Genomic DNA, 22,147 nt, shown 5'->3' on the forward strand with positions numbered 1-22,147 from the left:
TTTAATTGATCAACTTATTGGAATTTTCGTGATGAAGATCCGAAGTTGACGAATTGCTGTTTAATTTGAGGCGCAACACTCACTTTTTGCTCTACTGGAACGTAGCTATTTGTCGGTAAAGTTGCCATTTTTCGGGAACCTAGCGACTCAAACATAGCTCGCACCACTTGATGATCTTCCTTGGTGGCCATGTTGGCGATCGCTCTGCGCTGCGCATCGGTTACATAGATAGGTAAAGAGTCCACAACATCAAGCAGCATCGAGGTTGCCTTAGCGTTTTGCTCTACCTTTTCACGCAACTCTGCATTCACGCTTTCTAGGTACATAAGCTGGTTAGTAAGATCACCGACAAGCTCAACATTGGTCTGTTGAGTCATGTTCGCGTAGATATTACGCGCGGATTCCTCATCAAAACCTTGTTCCTGTAGCGATTCGAGGATCATTTGCTTGCTGTTCGCACTTTCCATCATCATGGCCGGATGGTCTAGGCTGATATAGTTCGGCTGCAACACGTAGTCCATACCGTGATATGAAGTCGTGATCGATGCCTCGCGTGTATCTTGGCCACCAGTCGCCCAACTCCAACCACCAGCACGGCTATTGTGCAAACCTAAAGCGATACGGCCTGTATCGGTATCTAAAAACTCTTGAGTGTGTTCAACAATACCGTCATCTGAACAGGTGATAGAGACTGTGCGGTTAGATGGCACGTTTTCTACCACAACCGGACGACCATTAATCATGATCACCTCAGTTTCACCGATTGAGAGCTTATTAGCGCGTTGGCGGGATTGATGGCCATAGTAACCATACGCTTCGCCTAGTCGTAGTAGCTCTTGAGTTCGTGGGCTGTTGATCATCGCTTGCACGGCTTTGATGATGTAATTGCGCTTGTTGGCGCTAAGCTTGCGACCGTCATTGAATAGGCTGAAACGGTCGGATACTTGTTTAAGTGCTTTTGCTGTCACTTTCTTTTCTCCATTAATGGCTTTGGATTTCGGTTAGTAGGTCGAGAACTACGTCTCTAACGAATCGTTCCGCTTCGCTTTGGTCAGTCATGCCAATGGATTCCATCATTTTGTCGTTCTTGGCCACTTGAGCCGCGAGCTCGGAAATGACTTCATTGGCCAGCTCGGAATCGAGGCCAACAACGGACGTGTAAAGATGGTTTTTGAGTTTCGGAGACTTGCCGATTGGGGATTGCTCGATAAGGTCAAGCACGGTAGTCAGCATGGTTGCGTAGTTCGCTTGCGACTCCATTGCGGCCAACTTCTCTTGCTCGATAGCTGTGTTGAGAGAGTTAAATTGGATCTCGAATGGCATATCGTTGTCATTCCACACCTTGCCGTCTCGGTAGATGGTGTGAATGTCGATAGCGCGCTTAACGAACGCCACCACGGCTGCGCGGATTTGGTTGGCGCGTAGTGCAGATTGAATCGAAGTGCGGAAGAAGCCGCCCTCGCCTAGTCCACCAGAAAGAAGATCACCAAACCCAAGCATGGATGGGTCTACGCCAAGCGTTCCGGCTAAGCGTTTAAGGTGAAACATAATGTCTTCGATGTGGGAGATATTCGGGTCAGTGGTAAAGGTATCGATCTGCAAGCCACCTTTAGCGCCGCCCATAAATGGCAATAGCGTGTTGATGACGGTTGGAATGAAACCTAGCTTGCGGGAACGGTCTACCACCTCTTGACGGTCTTGCTTCATCTGGTCAGCGACCATGTTGATGTATTCCGCAGCTCCGGCCGCATCTAAGCCGTCAGTGTTTACCGCTACCATGCGATCGATAAGTGAAGCATTCACACGACTTGCGCCGAGCGCTGCAATGGACTGGCGAAGCATCGACCAAGCCTCAAAACAGGTAAGAAGAATGGATGTGCCGTAGTTCTGCGTCTCGATTGGCATGCGTGAATACGCATCGTCATAAAGTGAGTAGCGCTGGCCAGTGTAGTTAACTGGCGGTATATCCATATCTGGTCGCCAGATTGGCATTTTTAGTGGGATAAGCGCCCAAGGCTCGGCAAGGCGTACCTGTTCGCCGTTCGCTCGGGTTTGTAGATATTCCGCAGTAAATCCCGCTAGCTCGCCCGAACGTTCGTACTCACGAATTTGGTTTGGCAACGTGTAGTAGTTGGCCTCAAAGTGAGTAATACCCACGCCCTCTTTCGTGTATGGGCGAACATAGTTAACCCCATAAACCAGCGTTGAATACGTCCAGTTCATTAGGTTTTCGTTGATTGGAGTTAGCAGCTCTCGGTTAAGACGGCCTACGTACTCGGCGTACTTCTCATCGGTTGGATGAAGATACACAGCCATGCCATTGTCGTTTGATACCGAAAGAGCGTGACCAAGGTGCAGATTGAGCGCGGCATCAATCGTGCTGTCCTCGGCCATTTCCTTGAGTATCGGATATAGCATGAAGCGATCTTTCGGCAGCTTGTGCAGAAAAAAGCGGTCTGAGCTTTTTCGACCGTCATTGGTCAGAGCGCCGTTGCTTTCATCTAATTGGTGTTCGCGATCGTGGAATGGCGATCCCGTGTATCCAGCGCCAGATTCAAAACTTATCCCACTCTCTTTATCGTCATTCTCGTTAAAGAAAGGGAACGCTTGTTTTAAAGCTGCCGCTAGCCCAATTGATGCCTTGTTTTGCGACATGTGCGACCTCGGTAATTTGAGGCGCTTTTTACAGGGATGGGGATGATCTTGGATGATAGCGCATCGCGTCAATGTGACCAATACGCTAATAAATCATTGATTTTCTATGCGTTAATTTTTTTTAGTCAAAGTTCAATTGCTTGCCTTTGAATCTTGGTTACTCACCAAAAACACTAATTTTTACTCTTGATGATAATAACCGTGTTCGGAATAATTCTCTCGTCCCTAAAAATCTACTTCCTTAGATATTTTAGATTATTCATTAACTTAAATTGATATTGATAGTGGCGTTTTTTTGGGATGGGGAATAGGAAAGGAAAAAGTCGGGCGAAAGCTCGACTTTTTTTTTGGCTTTTATCCAAAGAATAAAAGGCACGTTCAATGAACACTGATTTAACCCGCAGTATTGAACAGGCGACAACAATCGATGAACTGGTACGCCAGTTTGAAGCCTTGCTCGCTGTCGATATTAGCGACACTCCAAAAGGCCACCAGCGCCTTAAGGCTAACCAACTAGCCAAAGATATTCTCGCCAAGTACAACGGCGACTACTCCAACGTTTCACCCGAAGATAAAGCAGCTCTGCGCGACTACACAGGTTTTGGCGGTATCGGTGGCTCCACCAACGAATACTACACGCCTAAATGGCTGGCGAGCGCGACTTGGGATGCAGTTCGTTCCTATGACTTTACTGGCGGTAGCGTACTTGAACCAAGTTCGGGCGTGGGCGTATTTAGCGAAACCAAACCTAAAGGCACCCTGACTACATCGGTAGAAATGGATCAGACCTCAGCGGCCATCAACCAAATTCTTCACCCCGAAGACCATGTAATCCAATCGGCATTCGAAGCGGTAGCAACTAATCCTGGCATTGGCGACTTTGACCTAGTGATCGGCAACCCGCCTTATGGTGTTCGAGACGCTAGCGCGATGAAAGACAAAGCGTACAAAGACATTAAGTACGCTGATCAGTATTTCGTTTCTCGTTCTATCGATAAAGCGAAAGCTGGTGGCTTGATTGCCCTAGTGCTGCCAACTCGTATTTGTGATGCGAAAAACCTTGAGAAGTGGCGTACACAACTCGCGCTTAAAGCGGAGTTTTTGGGCGCGCACCGACTACCAACGGGCACGTTCGCTGATACGGGCGTAGTAACTGACCTTGTTATCTGGCGCAAACACAGCGACCAAGCGAAAGCACTGATTGATAGCGCCGACCGCGACACGCTGATTGAATCTAACGTACTTTGGGACACTTGGCTCAAAGGTAAGTGGTTCGAGCGCGAGGGTAAGAAATTCATCAACGGCGAACAGACTGTTGAGGGCGTAGGTAAGTTTGCGCGCAAAGTCGTGAAGCGTGGCAACCGTTCTAACGATGATATTAAAGAGTCGTTAATGCGCCGCTTTGACAGTCGCATTGATTGGATGTTACTCGATGAAGCGGTTAGCGAGCCAGTGAGCGCGAAATACTCCGATGGAGACACGATTTTCCGCAATGGCCAGCAGTACGAAATGATTGATGGCGAATGGGAGCTATCTGAAAGCAATGCGAAAACAGGCGTTATCAGTAAGGCGACCTATGGCGTAGATAACACCGATGAGATCGGTTCTATCACCTACTCTACTGAATCGATGCTTAAGCTATCGGCCAGCCAAGCGCTCAAGCTTTTCGAAGATTACGGTTACTTGTGTCATGACGACTTTAAAGCCCTAATGCGCGAGATTGCCAAGCTGCCAAAAGCAAGCCAAGAACACGCTTACAAAGGCATTCTACTTGGCATGAAAGTTCAAACACTTGCAACGCTGGTTGCTGGTAGCCGAACGACATCCAATAGCGACTTGGCCAACATGGCAATGGGCGCGGAGGACTTCCAGACCGAACAATATCGCGTGAAGTTAAGCGGCGAAGTGTTAGAGCTGAACGCACTAATGGGCGGCTCTAAGGTATCGAAGAAAGCGCTAAGCAACTTAAGCGAGAAGTACGTCTCTGCATGGAATTACTACCACTCATCGATCGATTCTAAGGGCAAACTGTCTGACCTACTCAAAGGCGACCTTAAGCGTGAGCTGACCGTTCAATACCGTTCGTCTCGCATTGGTGACGTGTTCCATCTATGTGACCGTGAACTAGGCATAACCACACTGACACTGCATGACGTTCGCACGTATTACACCGCAAGCGGTATCGATGCGATGAGCGATGAGCAGTTGCTTGATTACCTAGCGAACATGGATGAGGTAGCGGTAAACCCTGACGGCACGGTGACGGCATTCCATAAAGCGACGACTGGCCTAGTCGGTAAGCGCATGGATCAGCTGACCGCACAATTAGTATCGGCCACCAGCGATACCGTGAAAGCTAACATCATGCGCCAAATCCAAGCCATCGAATCTAAGCGAAACAAGATCTCGATTGCCGATGTGAAGATGAAGCTTACCGATAAGTGGATTCCTAAAAACATCATGCTTGAGTTCCTGCATGACCGTGGCTACACGGAATTTATCTTGGGCGACTTTACCGAGGATAAGGACGGCTTTGAGGATTTCGTACAAAGCGAATCCGGCCAATACCTTACTGGCTACCGCTGGCGTGATGGCGAATGGATTGACGGCCTAACTCGTAATGGCGTGAAAGGTAAAGCAGCGAACAGCGATGAGCGATTTGAGCGTCAAATTGAATCGTACATCAACTATGGTGCGGTTCGTGGCGGTAGTAAGAACGAAGATAAATCACTTATCCGTGAACAAATGCGCCGCCTCGATGATGAGTTTTCCACATGGATTGCATCATCTGACCATTCAGAATACTTGGAACAGGTTTACAACAATACGTTTAACGGTTGGATTAAGCCGGAGTTTGATGACTCACCACTAACGCTAAATGGCGTATCTGGTGCGATTGAGTTCCTACCTTACCAAAACTCAACGATTCGCCGTCACAGTGCAGACGGTAACGGCATTATTGCCTTTGGTACTGGCTTGGGTAAAACGCTCACTGGCCTTGGCCTCGTGCAGCACAACCTAGAAACCAAACGCGCTAACCGTGTGGCCATCGTTGTTCCTAAATCCGTGTTAGAGAACTGGTTCTATGAGTCCGACCTGTTCTTTGGTGAAAGCAATCTATCTGACAAGGTATTTATCGGCCTTGAAGTTCACAAAGACGATGACGGAAAAATCATTCGGGAACCGGTATTAGATGAAACGGGCGAACCGAAGTTAGACAAGAAAGGGGATCCTATCTTGCGCGCCAAACTGACCGTAGACACAAACGGCAAGCGCGTAGCAGAACAGCTCCACCAGCTTACACAGTCAACCGCTCGCATCGTGGTAATGACAAAAGACGTGTACAACCGCATTCCATTGAAGCCGGAAACGATTTCGGCCAACGTGCTTGAAATGCGCGATGCTGGTTTGATTGCTGGTTCAAGCAAGCTAGTTAAGGAAGCGGAAAGTCACACAGAGCAAGCGAAGAACGCGCGCTTTGAAGCGAAATATGCTGACGATGGTACGGCCAAAAACGAAGAACTACCGTACTTTGAGGACTTGCTATTCGATTCGGTTATGGTCGATGAGGCGCATGATTTCCGCAACTCGTACAAGGGCGGCTCATACCGAAACAATCTGGCATTCTTGCCTAGCCAAGCGCAAGCCGATCGCGCTATCGATATGCAGCTTAAGAACAACGTCATTAAGGCTCGCAATGACGGTCGAGGCGTTTACTTCCTAACAGCTACGCCAACCGTAAACAGCCCTGTTGATATGTTCAATATGCTGTCCCACATCATTCCGGCAGACACGTTTGCCAAGATGGGGATCTTTGACAGCGACGACTTTATCCGCATGTTTGGTAAGACTGGCGAAGCGCTGGTTACTAAGATCTCGGGCGAAGTTGAACAGCGTGAAGCCCTACTCGGATTCCAAAACCTAGACGCACTTCGAAACATCGTTAACCGCTACATGACGATCGAGGATGCTAAATCCGTTGGTGCCAACGTTCACATTCCTGACCTGATTAGCCAGCAAAGCGTTGTCCAAATGAATAGCGAACAGGAAGCGCTATATGAGGAACTACGCCAGCGCGCTGACGCAATCAGTAATCCAGACAAAGACGAAAACCAAGAGATTGTCGAGCAATACCCTAACGACACGGTTTTCGGCCTAATCCGTAAAATGGACAAGGTAAGTACAGACCTTGATTTGTACTATGAGCGTGTTACCTACCGATTCGCCAAGGACAGCAAGAAAGAGGTAGAGGCGGCAGTCGCTAAGCTACCAAATACCGTCACGGTCGCTTTTGAGGATGTGGCACCAGACGGCACGGTTAAGCTAAGCAAAATCCAAGTTAAGGTTGATAAGAGCGTTAAGGTCGAGGGCGATCACTGCGTGGTTCAGCTCCACCAGCAACTTGATGACCGATTCACAAACATTTGTGACAAGGCCAAGTTGAAATTTACGCACCCTGTCTCCCCTAAGTACGCCAAGTTCCTTGAGAACGCGCGCGAGATTTATCTGGCTGGCGGTAAGCAGCTTGTCTTTACCGAAGAAAAAACACAGCACAAGAAAGTCGCGCGAATCATTGCGGATTTTGTTGGTTGTAAGCTGTCTGAAATCGGTATTTTGAACAGCGATACCGTTGCGGGTAAGAAAGGCTCTAAAGCGACTGAGGACGATGAGGAAGCGGGTTTGGAAGCAATGGCCAATGCTTACAACACCTCGAAATACAAATTCATGATCCTCAATAAAAAAGGCGAAGTCGGCATCAACCTGCATCATGGCACAACCGATATTCACCACTTAACGCTACCTTGGACTCCAATGAGTATCACACAGCGTAATGGCCGTGGCGCGCGTGTTGGCTCTAAACAAAACAGCGTGAACGTTCACTACTACACGTCGAAAGGCTCATTCGATGATTTCCGCTTGGCCACAATCCAACGCAAAGCCACTTGGATTGAGACAATGTTCAAAGGTGATGAAAAGTACATTGCGAACGCCGATGCAGACGCAGCCGACGAAACTGCAATCATGCTGGCAGCAAATCCAGAAGAGGCGAAAGCCCGTATCGAAGCGGCTAAGCGTCAAGCTGAGCGCAAGCGCAAATTAGAGGAACGCCGACTAGCAAGTATTAACGTTAGCAAGTACATCAAAGCCACCCAAATGCTTGCTTTGGATGTGAGTGCGGTTGAGGGCGAGCTGGCCGAGCTACGCGAGAAGTTAGAGCCACTACGCAAAGAGGTGGAAGAAGATCGCCTACGTGCCGAGGGCGAGAAGCGCGGCAGTTGGCAGCACAAAAACTACCAACGCACCAAAGGCAGACTGTTTGCGCTAGAAAGCCAAATCAAAACCTATGAGGCAGCGACCAAAAACCGCGACAAAGCGAGCGATACCATCAAGAAATTGAAACCAGCAATGGAGCTGGCCATCAATGACGGTGTGTTAAAGGATTACCCTGACTTCCTAACTCATCCAGAGTTATACATTGTTCGCAACGGTGTGATTGTGCGTAATGGCTACACCTACAAAGCCGAAGTTAAGAGCCGTTCTTGGAGCGCCGAGTACGATTCAAAAGCAACAATCATGATCACCAACTTCGACCGTAAATCTGGCACGGTGGACGGCTTTATTACTGAAATGGACGGCGAACCAGCGTCACGCAACTATGTCGATCTACCTGTTGAGCGCATCATTGAAATTGCGCCAGTGAATCAGGATAGAGCTGCGCTAGAAGCAAAAGCGCTCCAAGGTGTACCACTAAGTGAAGTCGCTCATACGTTTGACCGTGAGACGTTCTTTGAACTGGTAGCAGAGAAGAAAATGAAAGCCTACGGTAATAGCCGCCGTTGTTTGGTGCGCAATGCTGACGGCTCATTCTCTACGCCGTGGGGGTTGGATGTTGAACCAGACCAAACGCTGATTTATCCAGATGCGAGCGATAAAGCGATCGTGAAAGCCCTACTCGACCAAGTAACCAAGCAATTGGAAGATAAAGGTCGCGTGATGTTGGAACACGACATTCTAAGTTTCTTTATCGGTAGCGATTGGGACAAACAGGCGATGGAAAACGGCAACCAAGTGAGCGAACAGGAAGTTGTTGAACTGGTGACACTTGAGATCAAAGCATTCGAGGAAAAATACCCTGAGCTTTATCAAGAAGCGCTGCTGAAAGCAGAGACGACTTACAAAACGTCTATCACTTTCCTTAAAGAGCTAGATAACCATCTAAGCAATTTGAAATGGACAGGTTACACCAACGCACACGAAGCGCGCCGCCTATCGGCTCGTGAGTTCACTCGTTACACCGATATTCTGACCGAACGCTCTAGCGAATACCGCACAGAGCTGGAAGATAAGCTATTCGCTGACTTCACTAAGCTGGTGGCTAACGACCCTGACCGTGCGAAACGTCTATCACAGATCGCGTACTGGATGACGCAATACAAACCAACGACCGATACTCACCTACTGAAAAAGGTCGATGCGATTTACGGCGAAAACTCACAAGAAACCATGCTTAAGGTATGTGCTGACCTACACGCTATTGGCGAACGTGAGTTCCTATCCGGTGATGGCCTAATCTTCTCGGATGACTGGTCATTGAATCGCATGAAAGGTGCGTATGGTTCGCTATTCACTTATCGCAGCGCACAGCGTGAGGAATTTATCGAGAAGTACCTAAATGCGGATAAGCCGGAAAAGGCCGAGGTTAAAGTGACCGAAACGCAGAAAGTGAAAATCGATAATATCTCTGCCATTAACGTAGAGAGCATCGAGAAGTTTAGCGAACTAATGTCAGGCATTGGCATCGACGTTAAAATGGTGACTTCACCAATTAGCTGGAAGCCTAAGCGCGGTCGCAACCGAAAAGAGATTGTTGTAGAGCCATACGAGCGCATTGGTTTGATGGACAACAATGGCCTTAAAGGTTCGCTTAAAGTGATGTTCGCTGGTGACAAGGAAGCTAAGGCCGAGTACGGCGCTGACTTCGCATCAAACACAAGCAGTGAATTTAATGGCGGCTGGTGGTTTATCTCTGCGAAAGCGGATTTGGAATTGCTAGCGAAATCGCTATTAACCATTCATAACACAATGGCCGAAGCTGCCTAACTCAAATTTTCGCATGCGAAAACTTTTTGGAGACAACAATGATTACCCAAGTGAAATTGCCTACCGTTGAAGATCTACAGCCCTTACTCGATGAGGCGCTAGAAGCAGCGCAAAGCAAAGAAGCATTTATCCAAGCTCAAGTAGATGGCATTTACAAAACACTTAAAGCCAATCCGCTCATGTACCGTCACTATGGCGCTTATTGGTGGGCGGTTAAATCGCTCATGGCCAAGCATGGTTATGACCTTGGCAGCGATTCAGAAGTGATCACAGAGCAACACTTCAATTTCGAAGACCCTGCGATTTTGTTGTGTGCTGCGTGGGCGTACCAGCAAGAGCAAGTTGATAAAGGCTACTGGCAAGCAAACCTACATACCTACTACGTCGATGATGAAGAATTTGAATATTCTATCGAGGACGTAAATCTCGAAGCGTGGAGTGTTAACAGCAAATCGATGCGTTAAGTTTTCGCATGCCCGTCATTTTTGGCGGGTATTTTTTTGCATGAAATTTGGTAAGAAGTTCTCGCATGCGAAACTATACGGAATGGGATGTTTTAAAGTTCTCGCATGCGAAAACTTTTGAGATAGAAAAAATAAACCCCGCCACTGAACAAATGGCGGGGATTGCACGTTGAACAGATAAGCTTTGATGCAATCAATCCTACCCCTAATAGTTTTGTTGCCGCCTATCTGTAATTTAATGTATATGAAATAATTTTCATATTCAACAGGTTTTTCAATATTTTTTATTAAAAACAATGAATTATGCAACTAGGTGCTTTTTCCCTTCTTATGCCTGTTGACGCTGCTCTTTGTAACCTAGTTAAGTAATAGAATTGTCAAAAAGTTTTCGCATGCGAAAACACATGGAATCAATCTCACAATTTATCTAATGTTCTTGCATGCGAAAACTTGTGCAATCGGTTCTGTTTGTTACTTTTTTTTCTTGTGCTGTTGCTACTGGCAACGTATAGTGTGTGCCTGTTGCCAGTGACAACAATCGAGAGGCATTGATATGGCATCCAAGGAACGATGCGAAAGATTAAATCAATTAGTCCAAAAGGCAGGAAGTACCAGAAAAGCCAAGCAGCTCATTGATGGCGTTAAGGGTGTAAGCCCTTGCCACACTGCTATTTACAAAGCAATGCACGGCGGCGGTACAACTGATTACGTAGTTCAGTGCTATATCGAGGATCTTGAGGTAGCACTGAGCAAACCAAAACAGCAAACAAATTCCACCAGCAAAGGAAATTAATTAATGAGCATTATCATGGCGATTGCCAACCAAAAAGGCGGCGTTGGTAAAACAACTTGTACTTACAACTTTGGCATTAGCATCGCTAGCCAAGGCAACAAATGTCTATTCCTGGACTTTGACCCACAAAACAACTTAGGCGGCTCAATCGCACCGGAAATGGTCGAGAATCCAGAGTACACATCTGCGAGCTGCCTACACAACGCTTACAACCTTTTTGAAAATCCAGTAAAGGCTAAACCTTTCGAAGTCAGCGAAAACGTACACGTTATTGGCGGCGATAAGCGCATGGGTAACATTACTCAATCACAAATCTTAAACGTGGCTGAGTCTATCGACCTTATCAAAGACGACTACGACTATATCTTTATCGACTGTCCACCAGCGGCGAACGCGCTACAGCATGCAGCGCTACTTGTGGCCAGTAAGCTACTTATCATTAGCCAAGCACAAAAAATGTCGATCAAAGGCGTTAATGAGCTAGTTAAGACCTCGCGCCAAATCCGTCGAATGAACCCTGACTTGGAAGTATTAGGCATTGTCCTAAACCTTATCGAAGCCAACATTACAAACGACCAGCGCGAACAGGAAGCGGAACTTCGTAAAGAGTACGGCAACCTAGTTTTTGAAAACAAACTGATTAAAACAACGCGCGTAAGTGAAGCTCTAAACCAAGGCAAAGCACTGATTGAAACCAACCCTAAAGCGGCTGAGAAATTCGGCTTTACAGCGGTTTGTGAGGAACTTTGCAAGCGCATGGTAGAGGTGACAGCATGACCAAAAGCTTAAGAGATCGAATCAAGCTTAGCGACTTAGATAATCTCTTGGATGAATCAGCGGTAGAAATCCGCGATGCAGCGAAAGTGCTGGCTATCCCTAAAGACTCTTTGTATTCAGTTGAGCAAGTTCGTGAAGAATTTAACGATGAATCACTACTTGAGTTATGCGAAAGCCTAGAAGAAAACGGCCAAATTCAACCTGTCGTTGTTTACCCGTTCGATGGCAAGGGATACAAAATCCAAGAGGGTGAACGCCGTTGGCGCGCCGCTATGTTGAGCGACAAGCTAACTCACGTTGAATGTATTGTCCGTGAAAAGGGCGATATTTTTGGTCAGCTCATCGAAAACATTCAGCGAGAAGATTTAACGCCAATCGAATTAGGTAAGGCGTTTGACCAAGCAAAGAAAAAGCACAATCTGGATAACCGTGGCTTGGCTAAGCGCCTTGGCAAATCAGACGGCTACATTTCGAAATACCTAAATGTGCTTAAAGCTCCTGACTTTGTTTTGGAAGCATTCCAAAAAGGGATTATTGGTGATGTAGAGTCCATCAACGAACTACGCAAAGCAACCGTCGATAACTCTAAGCGCGTTCGTGAAGCGCTGGAAAGCGGCGAGAAGCTAACACGCCAAGATTGTGTAAAACTGCGCACTGGCGAGCTAGATAGCAAGGTGGAAGTTGCACCTCAACCTAGCAAACCAGAGAAAGCAGAAAAGACCGATAAGACACCAGTAAGCAAAAAGCCTACGGCAAACCAAAAGCCTACCAGCATTTGTGTGATGGTTAATGACCGTCATGGTTTGGTGTTCGCATCTGGTAAGCATAGCGACAAGCTAACGGTACTGTTTGATGATGGCGAACTTGAGCAAGTGCCAGTTGGTGAAGCTCAATTAGTTGGGTATCGTGTGTAAAGTTCTCGCATGCGAAAACTTTTAAAGCGGGTGGCTAATTAGCTGCCCGTTTTTCGTTAGGACGTAATACCCGCCGTCACGGTAGACACCAACCACATAGTGATCGAGCGGCACGTCTTGCCAGCCAAATAGCCCTAGTTCGTCATCGCAATAAGCGACGATATTCACCAGCTTTACCTTTTGGACATGCAGTAGATAGATATTATCTAGCGCCCCTTTAAATGGTCTGTAGATATACTCGCCATCTTTCCTTAAAGCGGGGATCTCATTCCCTGCGACTGAATGGCCATCGGCAACGCCGTCTTCGTTTATGTCGATTAGCCCGTAGTGATAACGATGCCTGATAGTAAACATCCCCTACTCCCAAATGCAAAAACGCCAGATTTGACAATTAAATCTGGCGTTTTTGTGTCTATAAAGGTTGTATAGGCAATATATGCCAAGAACTATTTTATAGCATGCCTCGAAGCGTTTGCAAGTTCGTCCAGTTGCACACTAGACTCGAACATAAAGCCTGTTTGTACCCCCTCATTTTCTAGCTCTTGATTTACACGCCCAAGAATATCAATAAGCGATGCACCGCCGCCGCCAAACATATCCCCGAGCGCTTGGCCTTGGTGAAGCAACTCACTATTGATTGCCTCGGCCATTGCCTTAAATGCCAGTGTCATGCGTTTTGCGCTTCGGTTGTTAGCAGCAATGAATCTCGCCAGCGCTTCGGCCTCGGGATCGTTGTCGCCAAACAAACCGGACTGAGCTAATAGCTCATCGATGTGCTGACCGGAATCTTTGGCCTGTCTCACTAACTCGGTTGCTTGCACCAGTGAGTCAAGTGCTGACTTAGCGAGGTCAGGTTGTGAGGCGTTAATTTCCACGGCTTCTGCCAGCGTTCCAGACGTGTTTTTATGCACCTCTCCGCTAAGGTATTGCATCTCAACAAACGCGCTTGCTGCGCCGTTTAGCGCGCTCAAAATGTTGCGAATTTCGGGATCGGCTTCCTCGGCTACCAGCTTCACCAACTTCTCGTTTTTGTACGCCTTGGCAAACACGGCATTTTGCATGCGCTCAATCAGTTGCTTGGTTGGTCGGCCATCTTCGGTAAGTAGTCCGGCGGTTGAATTATCCCCAATTTCAGTTAAGAAACTGTTTATAAATCCTTGGTTAGACTTGGCCAAAAGGTTGCCTGTTTCGCTCGGTTGGAATAGAGCAATCATGCGGTCATCGATGCGCTCTGCGTCAACCCAAGCCGTCTCGGCGGCGCTCATCTGTTGCAAGTCAGAGAGGTTGGAGTCTCGGGCAAACTTAGCACGGTTAACTTTGGTGACACGTTCTCGAACCAACACTGGCTCGCGCATGCTCTCAACTTTCTCCGGTGATAGGTCGAAGCGCTCCGCATTGTCGATTAGGAACTGGCGGTACTTATCAGCCTTGCCCTCTCGATACGCTTTGATGATAGCGATGGTTCGACCGTTCCCCGACTCCACCACATTATCCGAGCCAACAATCGGTGCGCCGTGGCTAGATAGTCCAGAATCGGTTAATTGTTGTGGACGCAAATCGTTGGCCATCTTTGAGATCTGCAATTTTGAGGATACGCGAGTACGGTCGCGCGGTTGCAGCTCTTGCGGGAAGTTCGGATTGATTCGACCGTCTAAGTCGTTCGATGGAATAAGGTCGCTGGCTTCCACGACTTTAAATCCTGTTTCCACTTCGTCGCCTTTTGCTGTCACAACGTAGCTGGTGCGACCTAGCTTGGGTTTTAGATTGTCTGTTGCGTACAGTTGAACAATCTCGGCTAGGTCATTGATGTTTTTCGCCTCTTTGATTTCGGCGCTAATTGATGTGAGTTGGTTCAATTTGACTGCTCCGGTGGAGTGGCGAGTTTTCGCATGCGAAAACTTTTGGGACAGGGAAAAGGATTAAAGGCTCTTAAGCAATGCGAAAAGCGCCTTGGCGTAGTTATGACGTTCGCTGGCTGCTAGTGCAAGGTTTAAAGATTGCTTGTAGTAATAGTCTGCTCGGATTTTAGTGAAAACATTCATCGTTTTTTCTCAAGTTCTCTGAAAAGTTTTCGCATGCGAAAACTATATCGAACGAGATTCTTTAAAGTTCTCGCATGCGAAAACATCCGTGTCTTTCGCGCTCCATGCAAAAAAGTTCTCGCATGCGAAAACTTAAGCGGCCAGTTTGTCAGGATTGTGCTCGAACCATTCAATCGCTTTTTGCTTGATGCTATCTAGCTTCAAGCCCTCTGAGTGAACGTCTCGCATTACATCAACAAACAACGATGGCTTGGCTGTATTAAACTCCCCTGCAAGGAATCTCGCAACCAGTTCGCTTTGTTCAACTGGACGTTCGCCATTGTCGCGCTCACTCTGCTCAATGTGCTTAGTGATGATCTTGATAGCTTTGCTACGGTCAGCGCGCGACCAGCTACCAAAACCACCATTTTTCTTGGCTGAGCCCGCATCGTTTTTCCAGTAGTCCAAACCGCGCGCAACATGCCCCTTGTAGCCAAACTGGAAGTTTTCGCCATCCTTGTAAACAACGTAGTTATCCCCCTTTTCAACCATTTGGTAGTTAGGGAAAAACGCCATTTCGTATTCGTACCAGTTAGGCAAAAGTAGCACTTCATTGAGCTTTTCAATCTTATCGGAGCGGCCTAACTTGGAAAATTCTTCTACCGATATTGGCTCATCCGAACTTGATACCGGTTCCTGCTCAACCTTTTGGTTAGCGCCTGTCAGTTTATTAAGAATTTCCACCAGCTCACGGTTCTTTTTGATGCGTTCACCAATCGATAGCTGGCCACTCTTAAGCTCTTTCAACAAACCCGCAGCATCGCGGTTGAGCGTCATTTTTTCTCTTAAGCTTAACACTTGATTCTCTCCGGTTTAGGCCGCCGATGTGGCGGCCTTGGTTGTGATTAGATTTGCGCTTGGATCATGCTGGTGATGTTGCTTAGAGCGGCATCCATCAACGCTTCGTTCTCTGCTATTTGGTCGTTAGCTTCGAAGTGGGCGTAAGCCTGTTCTAGTGCGGTTTGGAACTCATCAACCAATTCCGGCGTAGGTTCACCAGTGAAATCTCGGATTTCCTTTAGTTTCTCTACATGTTCCATTTCTTCGTTATTGCCCTCTGTTTCAGATTGAGGCGCCTCACTACTTAGATTGAACGTTTTCACTAATAGCGCTTCCATTTCCGCTGTATCGTCAAATTCACCGATCAAGTCGTTGCCTTGGTATAGCGCGAACTTGTACTCGCCATCTTTAGCGATCGGATAAATGTCAGCGTGGCTTTCATTTAACCATGAACGGGCGATTAGCGGAGCGTACACGTTCGCTGGCACTGAGCCATTTACTGAGTGGATACCTGCCGCAACACTTGGTTGTACCAATGCGCCTTTTTCGTTGTAGTAGGTATCCGCAGATTGCCAGTCCTTAATCGTCTCAAGTTGAGCTTTCGCTTTTTCGCTTAAGTCGGTCGCTAGAATGTCGAATAGAACGTCTAGGCTGTAAGTGAGTCCGTCCTCATCTTTCGCATTAATCGACTTCACTCGGCCTGTTGGGAAAGTCACTTCCTGCTTACCAAGTTTTAGCTCTAGGTTGGTAAAGGCTTCTAGCTGCTCAAGCGCTTTCGCTTCTTCTTCATCTAGGCTTTCACGGAATGAGGTAACGTCTAATACATCATCCTCTGCCTGTTCGCCTTGCTGGTGCATTTCAGTTAGAGACGCGAGCTCTACCACTTTGCGCTCTTTACCAAAATCAAAGTCCACGGTTAGGCGGCCACCAAAGAAATTGCGATCGTGGTAATCGGTCATCGTGTCGCTGTTGTTGTAGTCGTATTGGCCTACATAAGCGTTAACGAACTCGATCAGCTGATCTACTGCTTCGGTATAACGGCTCATACCGTGTGGCGCTGGCGAGTTAGGGTTATCAATCTCGAACTGTAGGTAAGCTGGATTGTAGAGCATGACGTTTCTTGGCAAGTCAGTCAGCGTTAGGTCTAGTGTGCCGTAGCGAGGTTTGCGTACTGAGATTTTAACGTCATTACTGATCTTGCCAGCTTTCTTAAGCTGAGCGATAAAGGCGCGGATTCGCTTAGCGATTTCACCCGTATCTCGAATGCCCTCGCTCTCATAGATTGAGCCAAATGAATATTGAGTTGGGTCTAGTGCGAGAAGTTGTTTTTCTTCCTCGGATGCACCCTTGCTCACTTCATCTGCTGTGTCAGATTCTACGGCGTTCTTAGCACCCAATAGCTCAAGCAGTTTGTTAGCACCGTCAACCGTTAGGTAGCTGCGAGAATTGGTGTTAGCGATAAAGCGTAGCTCTTTACCCTTGTTCGACTTCGCTGAGAAGAAACTGTAGCCAAATGTATTTTCCATTTGGTTCTCTTGTTCTTCGGTTAGCGCAATATCGTTAATCTTGCCGTCAGCGTCCACCTTAGCTAGTAGCTTGTCGGCGTTCTCGCGTAGTGTTGGGCGCGAGTGAAGCGAACCCGAGCCGTTAATGGCTAACGTTGAATACAATGATTCAAAGCCGTTGATTGTGGTGAACATGGCCGGACTGACAGGCTCTAGTGGTGCGCTGTATTCCGTCTCTGCAATTTGCTCAAGCGTTTTGCCGTCCTTAAGCATGCTAAAGATTGCAATAGTGCTTTCTTTCACTGCTTGGTCGTTTAGTTGAGTCGCTTTTTGCTGCGCTGCTGCGCCCTCTAGGCCAGTTTCTAGCACCTTGCCTGTGTACGTATCGATAACGCTAAAATCAGATTGGCCAATAGTGCCAACTGGTGCGTAGCGTTTCTCGCGTGTCGCCTTGAATTGACCTTTATGGTTCAAGTCAGGCAACGCAGCAAGGCTAGGGAAGCCACGGCTTTCGTATTCCGCTTCGATAGCTTTTGTGTACCACAATGGCATGACCGAGTTATGGATAGCGCGCGCCATCTGTTCATTGTCGATCTGCTCATCGTTATCCAAGTATCTAAAACCATGAATTGCCAGGATGTCTTGGTTGGTAACACTTGCCATTGCATAGTGCTGAGCAAAGAGCTCATCTGAACTTAGTTCGGACAGGTCAGGGTAGATACCGTCATCAATCGCCTTAATGAAGCGCTCAACTTTTTGGTAGTCCTCGCCTTGGTCTGCCATTGCTGGAATGACGGTTTCACCTTTTGCCTTGGTGTAAGCTACGTCTCCCTCATGGTAAACCGTAGTCGCGCTAAACGCTTTTTCTACGTCATCCAGTGCTAACGCTTCGCCGTTCTCAAACTTCTCGTATAGGTCGCCACGTAGCGCGCGTAGGTCGAACATTTTCGCCGTTGCACTAAAGAATCCGTCACGGTAGTTCAAGATAGCTTGCAGTAGGTCAGCGCGTTTCGCACGGCGGTTAAATGGAATGCGATGAGCCGTTAGGAAATCAGTGATCTCTTTGCGGTTCTTAAATTGCGCTTCCAGTGACGCTAGGGTTTCACCTTGTAGTGATTCCACTAGGTGCGCTTGTTCTGAAATACGCTTAGCTTGGTCATCCACTTTCTCGCCACGTTTTAGTGTTTTACCAGTACCTAGCGTTAGGTCAGCTAGCATAACAAGACGTTTGCGATCGCTTGGGTTTACTGACTGCATATCCTTAAGTTGGGATAGAGCTGCTTCTTGGAAGCGCATGCGGCCTTGCGTGTGTTTTGCTTGGCGCTGTAATTCAGCATCGCTTTGAACCAGCATTAGGTCTTCGGCAATCTCTTGAATCATGTCCGGCGTCACAAGGTCAATCGATGCGCTCCATAGCTTGTACGCGTTTGGATTTTCCTTGCGGTTCTTCATTTCTGGTTGCTGGCGTAGCTGCTTAGCGAACGCTGCTTTGAAGCCCACTTGTTTTAGGGTATCGAGCGTAGACTGAGGAATTTCATCAACGCCTTTGTCCTCAACCCATTGGTCTAGCGCTTCGGTTGCGATGCGCTCCGCTTCTTTTAGGTCGCCCTCAACCATGCCAAATAGCGGCTCTAGGTCAAAGTTACTTACTAATTCTGGTGGCAGTTTTTGGTCATAAGCGATCGCACCGTGGCGAATGCCATTACCAGCGTCAGCGAATTGCTCTTTGGCCGATTCTGGATCGAGGTACTTAACCACTTGATGTTGTGGCGGCGTCGTACCCAAGCCATAAGGGCGTAGACGTAGGCCATACCAGAATAGGTTATCCGTGGTTTCGTCTTTGTCTTGGTCGTTCGCGTTTGGCTCGTCGTTCTCAATTGGTTGTGGTTCTTCGTTGCTGTTATCGGTATCTTGAAGCAACTTAGATTCGCGATCGTAGTCAGCCAGAATAAGTGATTTAGCAGCTTCCCAACCTTGTAGATCGTCGCCACCAGCAAGCGGTGAACCCTCTCCGTAAGTGACAGCCAAGGCTTGGTTATCGCGCGCGTGGATCATGTACTGGCCAAAGCTATCATCGTCGTTCGCGTCAGGCGATTCGAAGTAGACAAACGGCTCGCTATCTTCGCCTTTATCCATCTTCCAGCCCTTAGCAATGGTCTTGCGACCAATAAGAGCCAATAGCCATTCTTTGCGCTCGATATTTGCTTTTCGTTCCCGTTCTTCGTCTGACAACTGAGGAAAATCGTTTTCAATTGAATCACGGATGTATTCTTTAGCCTCGGCAAGCTCTGATACCGTCATAGCACCTTTATCGAGGTCATAAATCGCATCATTGATATACGACTCTGAATAAGTGCTAGGAACGTTTTGATTTGCTGCACCTGCAAACTCTAATGAGTCTTTAAACTCTTGGCTTAGCTGCTTAACAAAGGCATCAAGATCGCCATTGAAAGCACGGTTAATGATGAAGTCGCGTTTCTCTTGCTTAGTCCATGAAGCGTCCCATTGCTCGATCACTTGAGACGAACTACCACCAGCGTTTACATTTGTCGTTGCTGTATTTGCTGCTGGCCTGATAGCAGCAAGCTGTTTGCGTAGTTCTTCTTGGATTTCGTTCTGCGTAGCGATCTGAGTTTCCAAGCGCTTCTCTTTCTTGGCCAGCTCATCGAGCTTTTGTTCCAAGTCGGTAGCTTCTTCGCCTAGTTGCGCAGCTTGTTCATCAAGTTCTTGTGCCTTTTGTTGCGCTTCTTCCAATGCTTTCTTGTCAGCGTCTTTCTTGGCCTTAGCAGCGACAAATTTCTCGCTGTTGTTTTCAAGCAACTGCGCTAGCTTGTTGGTCACTTCCTTAAGGGATAAATCCATGTTGCCCTTTGGCGCGACTACGTGAGTAATATCGCGCGAGTTCATTAGAAAGCGGAACGCGATTAACGTGTCATCTGGATTGATTTTTAGCGGATCGTTATCCGGCGCATGGAACGCAATAGAAATGCTCTGGCCATCTGAAAACGGGATTTTCACCATTTGGACAGCAACCGCACCAGACTTGCGCGGTTTGCCTACTTCTACGGCTTCTACCGATAGAGTAGGGGTTTTACGTTCCAAGTGCTTACCGAATTGCTGAGCACGAAATTGAAGCCTTGAGGCTTTCGATTTGAACGCCTCTAACATCATTTGTGGCACAGGTTTGCACTGATACAAGTAGGTGTTCTCCAAATCCTCAAGTGACAATGCCTCTAGGATTTGATCGGCGTTTTTACCTTGCAGCACCGCTTCAATCTGCTCCGGCGTGAGTTTCTTGGCCAGATGGTCGATGCGATCCACAATCTTGATTTGATTTTGACTGGTAAACATCATGACTTTGCCGCCTCTAATTGTGCTTCAAGTTCTTTGGTTTCTTGCTTCTCTTGCTCTAATGCAGTTTCGAGATCTGCTATGCGGCGTTGTTCTTCTTCCAACTTAGTGCGAACGCTATCCCGAGCGGCTAGGGCATTGGTGTAATTGGACTGAGCGACTTGTTCAGCCGCTTTGGCTTCTTCAAGTCGCTTAGCAATAGAACGTGTAGCTGGTTGAATGTCTGAGGTGTCTTTAACGGCTTTAGCCGCTTTACGTGCAACTTGCTTGTCAAACTTGCTTTGGTTGCGCTTCATTAGGCGAACCATTTCACGCGCAAGCTCGCGCTCGTTCTTCACGCTAGGGATAGGCTGTTTAGTGCTGTTGAGTGTCATTTGGAAAATATCACCCTCATCACCAATAAACAGCGTCATTGACTGGCCATTATCAAAGAATAACTTGGCGCGTTTAACTGTCTCGCCGTCTCGTCTCGTTCTCTTGTTCGAGGCTTCTACGTCTGTAACAGTCGCACCAGCTTGTTTTAACGCAGTGATCAGACTCTTAAGGCCGCGTTCGGTCACGTTGTCAAAATCGACCACCACATAGTTATGTGACTGGTCTAGTGCAAACTTACTGTTGTTACGCAATTTCAAATTCCTCTGAATATGTCGTACAGGTAGGAAAGATTTTGTACAGCGGATTGATTAGGGAACAGGAGCGCTCAATCTTAACGTCCAGAATCCACTCGCCATGCAGCTTTTCCCCCGCTTCGAGTTCGAGTAACTTGCGTTCGAACGTCAGGTATTCGCTGTTATGTCCGGCGTGTGAAAAGTCGAGCTTACGTGTGCGAGTAATGACGGCTTTTGGTCGTTTTTTACTGCGCAACGAATAGGTTAAAGTCCCACTCGTTATGGCTCGCTGAGATTGATAACCAAGAACGAATCGAATCACATCGGGATCGTCCATCTGGTTTGCATGCAGTATTTTTACTGCGTTTCGTTTAAGCAAAAATCGGTCAGCAATGGCTAGGCCAATTACTGCAAATTCCATCATTTGCCTTGCCCTCCGGTATTAAAAAATCTCGCTAACATTTGGCTAGCCAGCTTGCGGATAAAGTTGATCGAGTCTGCTCCGTTGTTCGACGCAATGAGGACAAGCGCGCTGGTATAACCAGCCTCCACACCCTCGCTTTCACACAAGTAAGCGACTATCAAACCGACCACCAACGCCAGCGTTAGCTCGGTTAAAAAATCAAGGAATCCACCAGCTAGACGTTGCTCGCGTATGCCTTGGAGATATGACCCAACACCACTGAGGACAGATAGAGCCAGTACGCTAATCGCAAAGCTCTCACCAACAACTGACACTGGCATTAAATCCCCCTTTAGTATATTACCTAGCGAGTGTATTCGGAATAGTGGCTTTTGCTCAATAGACGGGCGTTACTTACTTTTGAATGGGTATTAAATAGGGCTGTTTTGCGGAAAAAAGTTAGATTTCAAGAGCCTATATAAAAAAAGCCTCTCACCCAAAAGGCTGGTGAGAGGCTAATCCAAGCGTTTTGTTGCGCGGAAACGCATACAAAACTTCCAATGAGGATAGTCGAGTCGAATCGATATTTGACGAGGAAAATTATATAAATATTGGTTTTCGCATCAATATGCGCCCATGTTTTCGCATGCGAAAACTTTAGGAGATGCCATGTTTTAAAGTTCTCGCATGCGAAAACTTTTGCAAAAAAAAGGGA

At 47.4% G+C, this 22,147-nt stretch carries 14 protein-coding genes; 5 read left to right on the plus strand and 9 right to left on the minus strand.

The window, feature by feature from the left end:
- Positions 1–14 precede the first annotated feature (14 nt).
- Together R8269_RS14720 and R8269_RS14725 are read right to left on the minus strand one after the other, a co-directional pair.
- Positions 15–968, minus strand: a complete 954-nt coding sequence (locus tag R8269_RS14720; RefSeq protein WP_206954268.1) for a head processing protein — start codon at positions 966–968, stop codon at positions 15–17.
- Between the two features lie 13 nt (positions 969–981).
- Positions 982–2,655, minus strand: a complete 1,674-nt coding sequence (locus R8269_RS14725) for a portal protein (protein ID WP_206954271.1) — start codon at positions 2,653–2,655, stop codon at positions 982–984.
- A gap of 381 nt (positions 2,656–3,036) precedes the next feature.
- Between R8269_RS14725 and R8269_RS14730 the strand changes: the two genes are divergently transcribed.
- From R8269_RS14730 to R8269_RS14750, 5 genes are all read left to right on the plus strand, one after another.
- Entirely contained in the window at positions 3,037–9,756 is a 6,720-nt protein-coding gene (locus tag R8269_RS14730) for an SNF2-related protein (protein ID WP_206954273.1), read from the plus strand.
- A 38-nt stretch (positions 9,757–9,794) separates the two neighbouring features.
- Positions 9,795–10,220 (plus strand): hypothetical protein, encoded by a 426-nt coding sequence (locus R8269_RS14735; RefSeq protein ID WP_206954274.1) that lies wholly within the window; start codon positions 9,795–9,797, stop codon positions 10,218–10,220.
- Positions 10,221–10,773: 553 nt separating this feature from the next.
- A complete protein-coding gene (locus R8269_RS14740; RefSeq protein ID WP_017634062.1) occupies positions 10,774–11,013 on the plus strand; it encodes a hypothetical protein in 240 nt (79 codons plus the stop codon).
- Positions 11,014–11,016: 3 nt separating this feature from the next.
- The gene (locus R8269_RS14745) at positions 11,017–11,790 is read left to right on the plus strand and encodes a ParA family protein (protein ID WP_017634061.1); all 774 of its coding nucleotides are present in this window, start codon (positions 11,017–11,019) and stop codon (positions 11,788–11,790) included.
- The gene (locus R8269_RS14750; RefSeq protein WP_206954275.1) at positions 11,787–12,704 is read left to right on the plus strand and encodes a ParB/RepB/Spo0J family partition protein; all 918 of its coding nucleotides are present in this window, start codon (positions 11,787–11,789) and stop codon (positions 12,702–12,704) included. The genes R8269_RS14745 and R8269_RS14750 overlap by 4 nt, the downstream gene beginning before the upstream one ends.
- A 21-nt stretch (positions 12,705–12,725) precedes the next feature.
- On the opposite strand, the gene R8269_RS14755 is transcribed toward R8269_RS14750, so the two are convergent.
- From R8269_RS14755 to R8269_RS14785, 7 genes are all read right to left on the minus strand, one after another.
- Positions 12,726–13,058: a hypothetical protein gene (locus R8269_RS14755; protein WP_079878982.1), complete on the minus strand. Its 333-nt coding sequence runs from the start codon at positions 13,056–13,058 to the stop codon at positions 12,726–12,728.
- 92 nt (positions 13,059–13,150) lie between these two features.
- Complete coding sequence (locus tag R8269_RS14760) at positions 13,151–14,560, minus strand: hypothetical protein (protein ID WP_238952807.1); 1,410 nt, start codon at positions 14,558–14,560, stop codon at positions 13,151–13,153.
- Positions 14,561–14,878: 318 nt separating this feature from the next.
- A complete protein-coding gene (locus tag R8269_RS14765) occupies positions 14,879–15,562 on the minus strand; it encodes a hypothetical protein (RefSeq protein ID WP_206954276.1) in 684 nt (227 codons plus the stop codon).
- 68 nt (positions 15,563–15,630) lie between these two features.
- Positions 15,631–20,424 (minus strand): hypothetical protein, encoded by a 4,794-nt coding sequence (locus R8269_RS14770; protein ID WP_318222578.1) that lies wholly within the window; start codon positions 20,422–20,424, stop codon positions 15,631–15,633.
- On the minus strand, positions 20,421–21,047 hold the full coding sequence (locus tag R8269_RS14775; RefSeq protein ID WP_033905426.1) for a hypothetical protein: 627 nt from the start codon (positions 21,045–21,047) through the stop codon (positions 20,421–20,423). The genes R8269_RS14770 and R8269_RS14775 overlap by 4 nt, the downstream gene beginning before the upstream one ends.
- Positions 21,040–21,453 (minus strand): hypothetical protein, encoded by a 414-nt coding sequence (locus tag R8269_RS14780; protein WP_206954278.1) that lies wholly within the window; start codon positions 21,451–21,453, stop codon positions 21,040–21,042. Before R8269_RS14780 ends, R8269_RS14775 begins: the two co-directional genes overlap by 8 nt.
- Positions 21,450–21,773 carry a hypothetical protein gene (locus tag R8269_RS14785; RefSeq protein WP_017634052.1) on the minus strand — a complete coding sequence of 108 codons (324 nt, stop codon included), beginning with the start codon at positions 21,771–21,773 and terminating at the stop codon, positions 21,450–21,452. The genes R8269_RS14780 and R8269_RS14785 overlap by 4 nt, the downstream gene beginning before the upstream one ends.
- Positions 21,774–22,147 lie beyond the last annotated feature (374 nt).

Source organism: Vibrio sp. Vb0667, from assembly GCF_033391095.1.

Coding starts and splice junctions, on each gene's coding strand:
- R8269_RS14740 (WP_017634062.1), top strand. CDS start 10,774: ATGGCATCCAAGGAACGATGCGAAAGATTAAATCAATTAGTCCAAAAG.
- R8269_RS14780 (WP_206954278.1), bottom strand. CDS start 21,453: ATGATGGAATTTGCAGTAATTGGCCTAGCCATTGCTGACCGATTTTTG.
- R8269_RS14750 (WP_206954275.1), top strand. CDS start 11,787: ATGACCAAAAGCTTAAGAGATCGAATCAAGCTTAGCGACTTAGATAAT.
- R8269_RS14735 (WP_206954274.1), top strand. CDS start 9,795: ATGATTACCCAAGTGAAATTGCCTACCGTTGAAGATCTACAGCCCTTA.
- R8269_RS14770 (WP_318222578.1), bottom strand. CDS start 20,424: ATGATGTTTACCAGTCAAAATCAAATCAAGATTGTGGATCGCATCGAC.
- R8269_RS14725 (WP_206954271.1), bottom strand. CDS start 2,655: ATGTCGCAAAACAAGGCATCAATTGGGCTAGCGGCAGCTTTAAAACAA.
- R8269_RS14785 (WP_017634052.1), bottom strand. CDS start 21,773: ATGCCAGTGTCAGTTGTTGGTGAGAGCTTTGCGATTAGCGTACTGGCT.
- R8269_RS14745 (WP_017634061.1), top strand. CDS start 11,017: ATGAGCATTATCATGGCGATTGCCAACCAAAAAGGCGGCGTTGGTAAA.
- R8269_RS14755 (WP_079878982.1), bottom strand. CDS start 13,058: ATGTTTACTATCAGGCATCGTTATCACTACGGGCTAATCGACATAAAC.
- R8269_RS14765 (WP_206954276.1), bottom strand. CDS start 15,562: ATGACGCTCAACCGCGATGCTGCGGGTTTGTTGAAAGAGCTTAAGAGT.
- R8269_RS14730 (WP_206954273.1), top strand. CDS start 3,037: ATGAACACTGATTTAACCCGCAGTATTGAACAGGCGACAACAATCGAT.